This window comes from Kitasatospora sp. NPDC058048 (genome assembly GCF_042885555.1).
Classification (GTDB): Bacteria; Actinomycetota; Actinomycetes; order Streptomycetales; family Streptomycetaceae; genus Kitasatospora; species Kitasatospora lactacystinica.
In genome coordinates this window covers 50,124-64,215 of the sequence record NZ_JBHVRT010000038.1, presented here as the reverse complement: position 1 = coordinate 64,215, position 14,092 = coordinate 50,124, and the positions used below count along the sequence as shown (strand labels likewise).

Here is a 14,092-nt window from a genome sequence, read left to right as displayed (position 1 = left end):
CGGAAGGGCCCGCGGCGCGAACGCCACGGGCCCTTCCTGGGACCAACGGGGGAATCAGGCCGCGGCCTGCTCCCGGACCTCGGGGAAGTGGCAGGCCGACTCGTGCGCGGCCGGGCCCTTCAGCAGCGAGGGGACCGCGAGCAGCGGGACCTCCTCGGAGCACCGCTCCTCCGCCTTCCAGCAGCGGGTGCGGAAGCGGCAGCCGGACGGCGGGTTGGCCGGCGAGGGGATGTCCCCGCTGAGCACGATCCGGTCGCGGGTCTCGCGCGCCGCCGGGTCCGGCACCGGCACCGCGGAGAGCAGCGCCTGGGTGTACGGGTGGGTGGCGTTCTCGTAGATCTCCTCGTCCGAGCCGATCTCGACCATCTTGCCCAGGTACATCACGCCGACGCGGTCGGAGATGTGCCGGACGATGGAGAGGTCGTGCGCGATGAACATGTAGGAGAGGCCGAACTCGCCCTGCAGCTGCTCCAGCAGGTTGATCACCTGCGCCTGGACGGACACGTCCAGCGCGGAGACCGGCTCGTCGCAGATGATGATCTCGGGCTTGAGCGCGAGACCGCGGGCGATGCCGATGCGCTGGCGCTGGCCGCCGGAGAACTGGTGCGGGTACCGGTTGATGTACTCCGGGTTCAGACCCACGACGTCCAGCAGGTCCTGGACGGCCTTGCGGCGGTCGCCCTTGGGCGCCACCTCGGGGTGGATCTCGAACGGCTCACCGATGATGTCGCCGACCGTCATGCGCGGGTTGAGCGAGGTGTACGGGTCCTGGAACACCATCTGGATGTTCCGGCGGACGGCCTTGAGGGCCGCCCCCTGGAGCGTGGAGATGTCCTCGCCCTTGAAGAGCACCTGGCCGGAGGTGGCCCGCTCCAGGTTCATCAGCACCTTGGCCAGCGTGGACTTGCCACAGCCGGACTCGCCGACGATCCCGAGCGTCTCGCCCTTCTTCAGCTCGAAGGAGATGCCGTCGACCGCCTTGACCGCGCCGACCTGCTTCTTCAAGAGGATGCCCTGGGTCAGCGGGTAGTGCTTGACCAGGTCCTTGACCTCCAGGATGTTCTCAGCCATGGAGGGTCTCCTTCCAGAGGTGGCACGCGCTGCGGCGGCCGGTGAGCTCCTTGCCGTCCTTGTCCGTCACGTGGTGCAGCGCCGGGATCTCGGTGCGGCACTGGTCGGTGGCGACGTCGCAGCGGGGGTTGAACGCGCAGCCGGCCGGAACCTTGAGCAGGTTCGGGGGCAGGCCCTTGATCGCGTACAGCTCCTGGCCCTTCTGGTCCAGGCGCGGGATGGAGCGGAGCAGGCCCTTGGTGTACGGGTGCGCGGGGTTCGCGTACAGGTCGTGCACCGGGGCGGTCTCCACGATCCGGCCCGCGTACATCACGGCGATCTTGTCCGCGACGTCGGCGACCACGCCGAGGTCGTGGGTGATCAGGATCAGGCCCATGTTGTACTCGGCCTGGAGCTCGGCCAGCAGGTCCATCACCTGGGCCTGGACGGTGACGTCCAGGGCGGTGGTGGGCTCGTCCGCGATGATCAGGTCCGGCTCCAGGGAGAGCGCCATCGCGATCATGATGCGCTGGCGCATACCGCCGGAGAACTGGTGCGGGTAGTCGTTCACCCGCTGGCGGGCGGCCGGAATGCGCACCCGGTCCATCAGCTCGATGGCCTTCTCCTTCGCCTCCTTCTTGGAGGCGCCCTGGTGCACGCGGAACATCTCGCCGAGCTGGTAGCCGACGCTGAGCACCGGGTTCAGCGAGGAGAGCGCGTCCTGGAAGATCATCGCGATCTTCCGGCCGCGGATCCGCCGCCGCTCCTCGCCGCTCATCGTGAGCATGTCCTGGCCGCGGTACAGGATCTGGCCCTGGGTCACCTTGCCCGGAGGCATGTCCAGGATGCCCATGATGGTCTGCGCCGTCACGGACTTGCCGGAGCCGGACTCGCCGAGGACGGCGAGGGTCTCGCCGGCCGCGACGGAGTAGTTGACGCCGTTCACTGCCTTGGCCACGCCGTCCCGGGTGTGGAACTCCACGTGGAGGTCCTTCACCTCCAGGAGAGGGGTGCCAACTTCAAGACGTTCGTTCTTCTGGTTGTTCTCGATCACGGTGGTCATCGGGTCGTCACCTCTTCTCTCAGCGGAGCTTCGGGTCGAGGGCGTCGCGCACCGCGTCGCCGAGCATGATGAACGCCAGCACGGTAAGGCTCAGCATTCCGGCGGGGAAGAACAGGGCGAAGGGAGCCGTACGGATCACCTTCTGGGCCGAGCTGATGTCGATGCCCCAGGAGATGGTCGGGTCCTGGAGACCGATACCGAGGAAGCTCAGCGTCGCCTCGGTGGCGATGTAGCCGCCGAGCGCGATGGTGGCGACGACGATCACCGGGGCGATCGCGTTCGGCAGGATGTGCTTGAACATGATCCGGCCGGTGCCGGCGCCGAGCGCCTTGGCCGCCGTCACGAAGTCGGCCTGCTTGACCGTGATCACCGAGCCGCGCATGACACGGGTCATCTGGGTCCAGCCCAGGGCGACCAGCGCGAAGACCACGCTCCAGACGGTGCGCGAGGTGAAGGCGTTCAGGACCACCAGCGAGCCGAGCAGCAGCGGGATGCCGAAGAAGATGTCGGTGATGCGGGAGATGATCGTGTCGACCCAGCCACCGAAGTAGCCGGCCACCATGCCGGCGAGGCCGCCGAGGATGGTCACGCCCAGGGTGACGCAGATGCCGACCACGACCGAGGCACGGGCGCCGTAGACGATGCGGGCGTAGATGCTGCGGCCCTGGAGGTCGTAACCGAACCAGTCAGCCTGGAAGAAGTGGCTGTAGTTCGGCTTCGACAGGTAGTGGTTGCGCAGGTCGCCGGCCCGCGGGTCCACCGAGGTGAACAGCCCGGGGGCGATGGCGATGACGATCAGCAGCAGGATCAGCAGCGCGGAGATCACGAAGATCGGCTTGCGGCGCAGGTCGTGCCAGGCGTCCGAGCCGAGGCTGCGGGCCTTCTCCTGCTTCGGCGCCGGGGCGTCCGCCGCGCGCTGGGCCGGGATGTCCCCGGCGGTCTTCTTCTCGGTCAGGTCAGGCATAACGGATCCTCGGGTCCAGGACCGCGTAAAGCAGGTCGACGATCAGGCCGGCGGCCAGGTAGACGATCACGAGGAAGGCCACGAAGCCGGAGACCGTCGCGCCCTCCTTCATGTTGATCGCTTGGTAGAGCGCGTGGCCCACGCCCTGGACGTTGAAGATGCCCTCGGTCACGATCGCGCCGCCCATCAGGGCACCGAGGTCGGTACCGAGGAAGGTGACGACCGGGATCATCGAGTTGCGGAGCAGGTGGGTGCCGATCACCTTGCGCCGCGGCAGGCCCTTGGCCACCGCGGTGCGGACGTAGTCGGCCTTGATGTTCTCGGCTATGGAAGTACGGGTGAGGCGCGCGACGAAGGCCAGCGAGAGCGAGCCGAGCACCACGGCCGGCAGCACCAGCTGGGTGATGTCGTTGCTGTCCTGGACGGTCGGGGTGACCCACTTCAGGTTCTGCCCGAAGACCGTCTGGAAGATGAAGCCCAGCACCGGGACCGGGATCGAGATCAGCAGCAGGGTGAGGACCAGGGTGCCCCGGTCGAACAGCTTGCCGCGACGCAGACCGGAGTACAGGCCGATGCCGATGCCCAGCACGATCTCGATCACGAACGCGAACAGCGCCAGCCGGACCGTGACCGGCAGTGCCTCGCTGATCTTGTCGATGACCGGGCGCTGGTCCAGACCGGTGCCGAAGTCACCGGTGAGCAGCTTGCCCATGTAGTCGAAGTACTGCTGGATCAGCGGCTTGTCGAAGCCCTGCTGGTGCTTGAGAGCGGCGAGCTGCACCGGGTCCGGTGCCTTGTCGCCCCACAGTGCCGCCACCGGGTCACCGGGCAGCAAGTGCACCATGAAAAAGATGAGTGCGGTCGTTCCGAGGAACACCGGGATCATCTGGAGCAGTCGCCTTGCGACAAAGCGCCCCATCGTGCCTCCATGTATGGCCCTGCCGAGCCCGTCAACTCGGCAAGAGAAAAGTCGGCGTGCCAACGGCCGGTGCCAGTCCTCGCCCTTGTGGGGATGGACGGGCACCGGCCGTTGTCACCGGGTCAGGCGGTGCCGACCGATTACTTCTTCTTCTTGACCTCGACGTCGGTGTAGACCGGGTCGCCGAAGGAGTTGAACTTCACGTTCTGGACGTTCTTGGAGTAGCCGGAGCTGGTCTTGTAGTACCAGAGCGGGATGGCCGGCATGTCCTTGGCCAGAACGGCCTCGGCCTGCTGGTAGAGCTCGGCGGTCTTCTCGACCGTGGTGGCGGCGTCCGCCTCCTTCGACAGCTTGTCGAACTCGGGGCTCGAGTAGCCACCGTCGTTGGCCGCGGCACCGGTGCCGTAGACGTCACGCAGGAAGTTCGCGTTCAGCGGGTAGTCCTGCACCCAGCCGGTCCGCATCATGCTCTGGACCTGCTTGTTGGTGATGATGTCGCGCGAGGTCTTGAAGTCCGGCTTCGGGTCACCGAGGCACTCGACGCCGGTCGCCTGGCGGATCGAGTTGCAGACCGCGTCCACCCACTCCTTGTGGCCACCGTCGGAGTTGTACTGGATGAGGACCTTGCCGCCGGGGACGCCGCCGCCCTCGGTGATCAGCTGCTTGGCCTTCTCCGGGTTGTACTTGCAGGCGTCGCCGCAGGTGCCGGCCTTGTAGCCCATGACGCCGGGCGCCACGAACGAGTCGGCGGGCAGGCGGTTGCCGTTGAGCACGGTCTTGGTGATCGTCTCGCGGTCGATCGCCATCGAGAGGCCCTGACGGACCTTCTCCTTGCCCTGCTCGCTCCAGCCGCCCTGGTACAGCGCGAAGCCGATGTTCTGGATGGCGCCCTGCGGCTGGTCGACCGCGCGCTTGCCCAGGTCGTCCTTGTACTTCGGCAGGTCGGTCGGGTCGACCTGGTCCAGCACATCCAGCGTGTCGGACATCAGGTCCTTGTACGCGGCCTCGCCGGCGGTGTAGTTGCGGAAGACGACACCGCCGTTCTTCGGCTTGTCGATGCCCGTGTACTTGTCGAACGCGGCCAGGGTGATGGCCTTGTTGTGCTCCCACGAGACGAACTTGTAGGGGCCGTTGCCGACCGGCTTCTGGCCGTAGCCGGCCGGGTCGGCGAAGAAGCCGTCGGGCAGCGGGAAGAAGGCCGAGTAGCCGAGCTTGTACGTGAAGTACGAGACCGGGCTGGTCAGTTCGATCGTGAAGTGGGTGTCGTCGACGACCTTCAGACCGGACATCTCGGTGGCGGTCGGGTCACCCTTCTCCGGGTGCACGGCGTCGTAGCCGACGATGTCCGAGAACCAGTCCGAGTTGATCTGGTTGTTCTTCGGGTTGGCCGACCAGTTCCAGGAGCTGACGAAGGACTTGGCGGTGACCGCGGTGCCGTCGTGGAAGGTCCAGCCGGACTTCAGCGTGACGGTGTAGTTCTTGGCGTCCGTGGTCTCGATCTTGTCGGCCACCTGGTTGCGCAGGGCACCGGTCGCGGGGTCGTAGTCGACGAGGCCCTTGAAGAGCTGCTTGACGATACGGCCGCCCTGGTTCTCCATGGCGTTCGCCGGCTGGAGCGGGCGCTGCGGCTCCGCGCTCTGGTAGCTGAAGCTGGCCCCGGGGTCGACCGCAGCGCTGTCGGAGCTACCCCCGGAGGAGTCGCTGCTGCTGCACGCAGTCGCAGCGAGGGCGACAGCAACAGCTGCGACAACCCACTTGGCCTGGCTCGCACCGCGCATCGGTGTGCCTCCTGAATTCGACGTTGCAACGAGGAGGGCACTGCGGAACGGTGATCACCGGACCCGCTGTGCCGTCCGCGCTCGTGGTTTCGGCGCGCACCCCTGCGCGTTCACCCTTGACCCGAGCCTGACTGCACCCACTATCCGTCACGCACGGACACGAAAGTGACCAGTGACGATCTCAATTAGGTCACATGAACAGTCGGTAAGTTTCGAAAACCGGACATTTGAGACATAGCCAGACAGGCACCAAACGGACAGTCGTCACGGATGACGAACTGTCACGTCCGCTCAGCGGACACTCGGCTGTGATGAGCGCTATTCCGTGAATAGCGGCCCCGACAACTTGGAGTAGTTGAAAAAGTTCGCCCCCCTCTCCATGGGAAAGGGGGGCGAATCATTCCGGCCAATGGCCGTTCAGTGCGTCCGGATCACGCCTTCTTGGCGCGCGAGGCAGTGCGTCCGCGGTCCTTCTGGTCAAGGACGACCTTACGGATGCGAACCGTCTCCGGGGTCACCTCGATGCACTCGTCCTCGCGGCAGAACTCCAGCGACTGCTCCAGCGAGAGCTTGCGCGGCGGGACGATCGACTCGGCCACGTCGGCGTTCGCCGAGCGCATGTTGGTGAGCTTCTTCTCCTTGGTGATGTTCACGTCCATGTCGTCGGCACGCGAGTTCTCACCGACGATCATGCCCTCGTACACCTCGGTGCCCGGCTCGCAGAAGAGCACGCCGCGCTCCTGCAGGTTGGTCATCGCGAAGGCGGTGACCACGCCGGCCCGGTCGGCGACCAGCGAGCCGTTGTTGCGGGTGGTCAGGTTGCCGAACCACGGCTCGTGACCCTCGTGGATCGAGTGGGCGATGCCGGTGCCGCGGGTGTTGGTGAGGAACTCGGTACGGAAGCCGATCAGGCCGCGGGACGGCACGACGAACTCCATCCGGACCCAGCCCGAACCGTGGTTGGACATGTTGTCCATCCGGCCCTTGCGGATGCCCATGAGCTGCGTGACCGCGCCCATGTGCTCCTCGGGCACGTCCACCGTGAGGCGCTCGACCGGCTCGTGGGTCTTGCCGTTGACCTCCTTGGTGACCACCTGCGGCTTGCCGACGGTCAGCTCGAAGCCCTCGCGACGCATGGTCTCGATCAGGATGGCCAGCGCCAGCTCACCGCGGCCCTGCACCTCCCAGGCGTCCGGGCGCTCGGTGTCCAGGACGCGCAGCGAGACGTTACCGATCAGCTCGCGGTCCAGGCGGTCCTTCACCTGGCGGGCGGTGACCTTGCGGTCCACCTTGCCGGCGGCCTTGGCGTCCGCGCCCTTGCCGCTGCCGCCACGGCCGACCAGCGGGGAGGTGTTGGTGCCGATGGTCATCGAGATGGCCGGCTCGTCCACCGTGATCAGCGGCAGCGCGATCGGGTTCTCCGGGTCGGCCAGGGTCTCGCCGATCATGATCTCGCCGATGCCGGCGACGGCGCAGATGTCACCGGGGCCCGCCACCTCAGCCGGCTTGCGGGTGAGCGCCTCGGTCATCAGCAGCTCGGAGATGCGGACGTTCTGGATCGAGCCGTCGCGCTTGATCCAGGCCACGGTCTGGCCCTTGCGCAGCTCGCCCTGCTCGACGCGGAGCAGCGCGATGCGGCCGAGGAAGTTGTCGGCGTCCAGGTTGGTGACGTGGGCCTGGAGCGGCGCGGCCTCGTCGTAGCTGGGGGCCGGGACGTGCTCCAGCAGGGTGGAGAAGAACGGCTCCAGGCTGGTGCTGTCGGCCGGGACGGTGCCGTTCTCCGGCTTGGTCAGCGAGGCGACGCCGTCACGGGCGCAGGCGTAGACGATCGGGAACTCGATCTGGTCCTCGTCCGCGTCCAGGTCCAGGAACAGGTCGTAGGTCTCGTTGATGACCTCGTCGATCCGGGAGTCCGGACGGTCCGTCTTGTTGATGCAGAGGATGACGGGCAGGCGGGCCGTGAGCGCCTTGCGGAGCACGAAGCGGGTCTGCGGCAGCGGGCCTTCGGAGGCGTCGACCAGCAGGACGACCGCGTCCACCATCGACAGACCGCGCTCGACCTCGCCACCGAAGTCGGCGTGGCCCGGGGTGTCGATGATGTTGATGGTGATCGGCGCGCCACCATCCTTGGGGTGGTACTTGACCGCGGTGTTCTTCGCGAGAATGGTGATGCCCTTCTCGCGCTCCAGGTCGTTCGAGTCCATCATCCGGTCATCGAGGTGCTGGTGCGCGGCGAAGGCGCCGGCCTGCTTGAGCATGGCGTCGACCAGCGTGGTCTTGCCGTGGTCGACGTGGGCGACGATGGCGACGTTACGGATGTCGTTGCGCGTGGGCATGCCTAGCGGATTCTCCCGGAATCGTGGGTTACGGCGCCCGGCCGCGAGACGCGCACTTGCGACCCCTTCGGTCGCTGCCACCCGTTCCGCCTGCTACTACCGGTCCACCCGCCGGGCATATCGACATGCCTCGGCTTCCTCCTATCGTACGGGGAAGCGTCCAGGTGAGCAGAAACGGGCAGGTCGCACGGGATCAAGATCACAGGTGGGTCACACACCCTTCACCCCGCGGCCCGCCTCCGACACTCTTCCGGTCGTGATCCAACACCTCCGTGCCTCGCTGCCCTGGCTGTTCCGCGCCGTCGGCGCCGTGCTCCTGTACCTGGCGGTCCTCCACGACCTGCCGGGCCCGACCGCTCTCGGCTGCGCGATCGGCTTCCTGGTGGGCCAGGAGCCGCTGTCCGACCTCTGGTTCCTGCTCACCCACCGGCTCTGCGGCGGCTCGCTGTACAGCGCCTCGTACGGCAGGGGCCGGAAACTGTGGAGCGGCTCGGTCGCCGGGGTGCCGGTCGAACTGGGGCTGCGGCCGACGAGCGGATTCCTGTTCCCCTGGGGCCTGCTGCCGGTCCGCGCGCCCCGGCTGCGGCTGTGGCTCGTCTCGGTCGCACGGTTCGGAGTCCACGCGGGGCTCGGGGCCTGGCTGGCGGCCTCCGCCACGGAGCTGCCCCGGGGCATCGGCCTCGGGCTGCTGTTCTCCCTCGCCATGACCGCGGTGACCTCCGCGACGAGCCCGGTCAACTCCCTCTGGGCCGTGTTCGTCATGCCCTTCCGGCCGGGATCCGTGACGATAGACGCCGAGTCGCCGAGCGCCGTCGAGGCCGAGCGGTTCCTGGTCCGGGGCCGGATCTCCGAGGCGCGCCGCGAGCTGGACAAGGGCACACCCATGGTCCTCACCGCTGCCGGGATCGCGCTGGCCGAGGGCCACTACGAGGAGGCCGAGCGGCTCACCGACGAGGCCTTCGAGCGGGGACACACACTCGCCGACCCGGCCGTGGCCTTCATCGCCGCCATGACCTTCGTGGGCCGCGTCGACGCCGGGGAGCACTCCCCCGCGCGGGCCGGAGCACTGCTGGAGCCGTATCTCGTCCGACTGGGCGTCCACGACCGGACGCTCGCCCGCGACTTCCTCCCGGCGGCCGAGCTCGCCCGGTTCCGGAACGATCCGCGGGCCGCCGTCCGCACGGCCCGCCGTCTGTCGAACACGGTCGGCTCCCGCTTCCACCGGTCCCTGGCCTGCTGCTCCCTCGCCGCCGCCCTCATCGCGGCCGGGCGTCCGGAGGAGGCCCGCGAGGCGCTCGCCCGGGCCCGCCGGGAGTGCCCCGAACTGGCCCGGATCGCCGATGTCGAACGCATGCTGGAGCCGGTGGAGGCGGCCCGGTGAGTGTCCCGATCGTCCTGGTGCCCGGCACCCGGGAGCTCTAGCTGAGCAGGCCCACGTCCTGGAAGCGCGGCCACCCGTAGCCGTACGTGCCCGCGCCGGCCACCCCGGTCCGGACGCCGACCAGCTCCGGCCGCTGGTAGAGCGGCACCGAGTGGCCGAGCTGCCAGATCCGCACGTCCGCCTCCTGGAGCAGGCCCAGCCGGGCCGCCGGGTCCGGTTCGGCGGCCGCCCGGTCGAACAGCCGGTCGATCTCCTCCGTGCCGCTGCGGCCGAAGTTGCCGCCCGGCTCGGGCACGCCGTCCAGGTCCGGCCGGGGCTTGGCGTAGACGGAGCGCTGTTCGACCGCCGGGCTGGGGCCGGCCGGCCAGGAGAGGAGCGCGAGGTCGTAGTCCCCGGCCGCCAGGTGCTCCCCGACGAAGGACTCGGCGGGCGCGGGCACCCGCCGCACCGCGATCCCGGACTCCCCGAGCTCTGCGATGAGCGCGTCGGCGGTGCGCTCGGCGGTCGCCGAACCGGCCGGGACGAGCAGCGAGAGGGCGAGCGGCTTGCCGCCCTTGGCCCGGGTGCCCCCGCCGGCGGGCCGCATCCAGCCCGCCTCGTCCAGCAGCAGGCCCGGGTCCGCCGGACCGGCCGCGTCGCTGTTGTCCCGGTAGCCCTGCTGGTCGCCCGCGAACAGGTGGCTGCCCAGCGGGGCGGCGGGCAGGCCGAGCGGGGTGAGCGCGGCGTCGGCGATCCGCCGCCGGTCGACGGCCCGGGTGAGGGCCCGGCGCACCAGCGGGTCGGTCAGCGGGCCGCGCGCCGCGTTGAGGGTGAGCTGGGTGAGCGAGGCCGCGGCGGCCCGGTGCACGGTGACGCCCGGCAGCGATTCGGCCCGCCGCAGCGCCAGTGCCGCGGCCTCGGGCGCGGCCGCGGGCGGCGGCGCGGCGGAGGCTGACGCGGAGACGGAGGCTGACGCGGAGGCGGAGGGCTCGGGAGGGGCGGCCGGCGCCGCCCGGTCCACCGCCGCGGTGAGCGGGGCGATGTCCAGCCGGTCCTGGTCCAGCGCGTCCAGCCGCTGCTCGGGCCGCACGGCGAGGAAGTCGATCCGGTCGGCCTTCGGCGGATCGCCCCACCAGAACGGGCTGCGCACCACGGTGACCGTCCCGCCCTCGGCGTCGTACCGGGAGAGGGTGTACGGGCCGGCGCTCGGCCGGCCTCCCTCGGTCGGCGGCCGGGTGGCGGCGGCCGGGCCGGCCGTCTCGGCGGCCGGGTAGAGCGGGCCGAACAGTGCGCGCCACTCCGCGTACGGCCGCCGGAAGGTCACCCGCACCTCGTACGGGTCGGCGCCCTGGGCGACCGACTCGATGGCGTCGTACCCGGCCGCCTTCCCGCTCCGGCGGGCCGGGTCCGGGCCGGACAGCGCGGTCCGCTGGGCGTCGAGGTCGGCGGCCGAGATCGGGGTGCCGTCGCTCCAGACGGCGCGCGGGTTGAGCCGGTAGGTCACCACCTGTGGCTGCTGCCCGGGCGGGGTGGAGTCGAAGCCCGCCAGGTAGTCGGGGTCGGGGACGAGCCGGCCGTGCTCGTCGGGCCGGAACAGCGAGGGGTACAGCGCGTGGGCGAGCAGCGCCGAGTCGGCGGTCGCCGCGCCCTGGTAGACGTTCAGCGTGGCCGGGACGCCGTCCACCGCCCAGCGCAGCGTGCCGCCGTCCCGGACGGCGGTGCGGTCGGCGGGCCCGACGTCCCCGGTGGTGGCGGTGGGATCGGCCGGGGCGGGCACGGGGGCGGGGGCACGGGGGCCCGGGTCGTCGGAACAGCCGCCGAGACCGGCGGAGAGCAGCAGCGCGGCGGCTGCGGCGGTGAGCTGGCGGACGCGCATGGCGGCCATCGAACGCCGCCGCGGCCGCCCGGCCCGTGCCGACACGGCGGGCCGCCGGGCGACTGCACCCGTCCGGCCCACCGTTGCGGCGGCTAGAGGGCCAGCTCGAACCAGACGATCTTGCCCTTGGGCGTGCGCCGGCTGCCCCAGCGCTCGGCCAGCAGGCTGACCAGTTGCAGGCCGCGCCCGCCCTCGTCGGTCTCCTGCGCGCGCCGCTGCCGGGGCTGCGCGTAGCCGTCGTCCCAGACCTCGCAGACCAGGCTGCGCTCGCGCAGCAGCCGCAGCCGGATCTCGCCCCGACCGTGCTTGAGCGCGTTGGTGACCAGCTCGCTGACCAGCAGCTCGGTGGTGTCGACCAGCTCCTCCAGCCCCCGGGCGAGCAGCCAGCTGCACGCCAGCTCCCGGGCCTTGGCCACCGAGGTGGGCTCGGGCGGCAGGTACCAGTTGCCGACGGCGTCGTCGGGGAAGGCGTGCACCTTGGCCATCAGGAGGGCGATGTCGTCCTCGCCGTGGTGCGGGTTGAGCTCCCCGAGCACGTGGTCGCAGAGGTCCTCCAGGCCCTTGCCCTCGTCGGAGAGCGCGGCGCGGAAGGCCCGCAGGCCCTCGTCCAGCTGGTGCTTGCGGCTCTCCACCAGGCCGTCGGTGTAGAGGCCGAAGACGGCGCCGTCCGGGAGGTCGATCTCGACCTCCTCGAAGGGCTCGCCGCCGACGCCGAGCGGCAGGCCGGGCGGTACGTCGAGCATCCGGGCGCCCTCGCCGGGGCTGAGCAGGACGGGCGGCAGGTGGCCGGCGTTGGCGATCCAGCAGCGCCGGCTGACGGCGTCGAAGACCGCGTAGACGCAGGTCGCCAGGTAGACCTCGCGGGCCTCCTCGTCGGCGGTCGAGGTGAGCCGGCCGTACGGGGTGGGCGGGCCGACCGGCACCGAGTCGTCGCCGAGGCCGCGGGCGATCTCGTCCAGGGCGGTGAGCACCTCGCCCGGCTCCAGGTCGAGCATGGCCAGGGTGCGGACGGCGGTGCGCAGTTGGCCCATGGCGACGGCGGCGCGCAGGCCGCGGCCCATCACGTCGCCGATGACCAGCGCGGTGCGGTTGCCGGGCAGCGGGATGACGTCGAACCAGTCGCCGCCGACCTCGGTGTTGTTGTTGCTGGGCAGGTAGCGGCAGGCGATCTCCAGGCCGCTGGCGGCCGGGTTGCCCGGGGGCAGCAGGCTGCGCTGGAGGATCAGCGCCCGCTCGTGCTCGCGCCGGTAGAGCCGGGCGTTGTCGATGCAGACGGCGGCGCGGGCGACGAGTTCCTCGGCGATCGCGACGTCGCGGGCGTCGAAGGGCTCGCTGCCGATCGCCCGGGAGAGCTGGACGAGGCCGAGCACCTGGTCGCGGGCGACCAGCGGGACGATCAGGGTGGAGCGCAGCAGCGGGTCGCGCCCGGGCTCGGGGACGACGCTGCGGCCGGTGCGCAGCGCCCGGGCGTGCGGGGAGCGGCGGGGGTAACAGAGGGTGCCGCCGGCCTCGGCGATCGGCAGGCCGGTCACCGAGCCGAGCACCGAGGAGGCGCCGCCGACCACGCTGGAGACGGCGACCCGGCGCAGTTCGCCGCTGCCGTCGGTGAGCACGGTGTCGCCGAGCCGGCCGGCGCTGGGCACGGTCTCGCCGGAGAGCAGCGCGGTGTAGAGGTCGACGGTGGCGAGGTCGCAGAACGGCGGGACGACGACGTCCAGCAGTTCCTTGGCGGTGGTCTCCAGGTCGAGCGTGGAGCCGATGTGCGCGCTGGCCTCGTTGAGCAGGGCCAGGTTGCGGCGCACGCCGTCGGCCTCGCGCTCGGCGACGTGCCGGCTGGTGACGTCGGAGACCTGCCCGGCGACGCCCATGGTCTGCCCGGCGGAACCGTTCAGGCGGTACAGCGAGACAGCCCAGAGCCGGTTGCCCTCGCGGGTCGGGACGGCGCCGTGGAAGCGCAGGTCGAAGACGGGCTCGCCGGTGGCCAGGACCTTGCGCAGGGCGGCGGAGAGCCGGTCGGCCTCGGACGACGGGAAGAGGTCGTGCGGGGTGAGGCCCTCCAGGTCGGTGGGGACCAGGCCCATGCCGGAGGCGAAGGCGTCGTTGACCCGCTGCAGCCGCAGCCGGTCGTCGAACAGCACGAAGCCGGTGGGGGTCTGCCCGAAGACGGCCTCGGAGGCGGCCAGGTCGGTCTCGATCCGGCGCAGCCGTCCGAGGTCGACAGCCAGGCAGGTGGCGCCCGCCGTGGGCAGGGAGCTGTCGGGCATCAGGTAGAGCTCGGCGAGGCCCTCGCCGCCGTCGGCGTCCCGGTACGGGGTGGTGCCGACCCATTCCTCGCCCGCCAGGGTGCGCTCCAGCCGGGCCCGGCCGCGCTGCCAGAGCTCGCGGGGGACGAAGGTGGAGATCGGGTCGGCGCCGACGGCCTCGGCGGCCGGGACCCCGAAGAACTCGGCGGCGCGCTCGCTCCACTGGCTGATCCGCCCGTCGGGGCCGATCGCGAAGGTGGCGACCCGGATGTAGTCGTAGATCGAGCCGGGGTCGCCCGCGCCCCAGGGCCGGTCCTCGGCGACGGGGTGGTGGCCGCGGCCGGCGGGCGCGCCGTCCGGTACGGGCAGGTGCGAGGAGCCGGCCTGCCCGGGTACAGCGGCATGACCGCTGCTCCTCGGCGACACGCTCCGCGCCGGAGTGCTGTTCAACGGACCGACCCCTCCAACCCGCGACCGTCCGGATGTCGAGAAGACCGAGTATT

Annotated in this window: 9 protein-coding genes; 1 reads left to right on the top strand and 8 read right to left on the bottom strand. The window is 70.6% G+C overall.

Features of this window, described 5'->3' with window-relative positions; all coding sequences use genetic code 11:
• Positions 1-54: 54 nt before the first annotated feature.
• The 6 genes from ACFVVA_RS31855 to typA all read right to left on the bottom strand — a co-directional run bounded on the left by ACFVVA_RS31855 (position 55) and on the right by typA (position 8,110).
• A complete protein-coding gene (locus ACFVVA_RS31855) occupies positions 55-1,071 on the bottom strand; it encodes a dipeptide ABC transporter ATP-binding protein (protein ID WP_359899565.1) in 1,017 nt (338 codons plus the stop codon).
• Positions 1,064-2,113 (bottom strand): ABC transporter ATP-binding protein, encoded by a 1,050-nt coding sequence (locus ACFVVA_RS31850; protein ID WP_387694221.1) that lies wholly within the window; start codon positions 2,111-2,113, stop codon positions 1,064-1,066. The genes ACFVVA_RS31855 and ACFVVA_RS31850 overlap by 8 nt, the downstream gene beginning before the upstream one ends.
• 19 nt (positions 2,114-2,132) lie before the next feature.
• Positions 2,133-3,077 carry an ABC transporter permease gene (locus ACFVVA_RS31845; protein ID WP_387694220.1) on the bottom strand — a complete coding sequence of 315 codons (945 nt, stop codon included), beginning with the start codon at positions 3,075-3,077 and terminating at the stop codon, positions 2,133-2,135.
• Entirely contained in the window at positions 3,070-3,996 is a 927-nt protein-coding gene (locus tag ACFVVA_RS31840) for an ABC transporter permease (RefSeq protein ID WP_387694219.1), read from the bottom strand. The genes ACFVVA_RS31845 and ACFVVA_RS31840 overlap by 8 nt, the downstream gene beginning before the upstream one ends.
• A gap of 140 nt (positions 3,997-4,136) precedes the next feature.
• Positions 4,137-5,774 carry an ABC transporter substrate-binding protein gene (locus tag ACFVVA_RS31835; RefSeq protein ID WP_387694218.1) on the bottom strand — a complete coding sequence of 546 codons (1,638 nt, stop codon included), beginning with the start codon at positions 5,772-5,774 and terminating at the stop codon, positions 4,137-4,139.
• Between the two features lie 431 nt (positions 5,775-6,205).
• Positions 6,206-8,110, bottom strand: coding sequence for a translational GTPase TypA (gene typA / locus ACFVVA_RS31830; RefSeq protein WP_359899557.1), 1,905 nt, complete (start codon positions 8,108-8,110; stop codon positions 6,206-6,208).
• A gap of 256 nt (positions 8,111-8,366) precedes the next feature.
• Between typA and ACFVVA_RS31825 the strand changes: the two genes are divergently transcribed.
• Positions 8,367-9,491 (top strand): hypothetical protein, encoded by a 1,125-nt coding sequence (locus ACFVVA_RS31825; protein ID WP_387694217.1) that lies wholly within the window; start codon positions 8,367-8,369, stop codon positions 9,489-9,491.
• A gap of 37 nt (positions 9,492-9,528) precedes the next feature.
• Here the strand turns inward: ACFVVA_RS31825 and ACFVVA_RS31820 are convergent, their stop codons facing one another.
• Entirely contained in the window at positions 9,529-11,346 is a 1,818-nt protein-coding gene (locus ACFVVA_RS31820) for an ABC transporter family substrate-binding protein (protein ID WP_387694216.1), read from the bottom strand.
• A gap of 92 nt (positions 11,347-11,438) precedes the next feature.
• Positions 11,439-14,039 carry a SpoIIE family protein phosphatase gene (locus ACFVVA_RS31815; protein WP_387694215.1) on the bottom strand — a complete coding sequence of 867 codons (2,601 nt, stop codon included), beginning with the start codon at positions 14,037-14,039 and terminating at the stop codon, positions 11,439-11,441.
• Between the last annotated feature and the right edge of the window lie 53 nt (positions 14,040-14,092).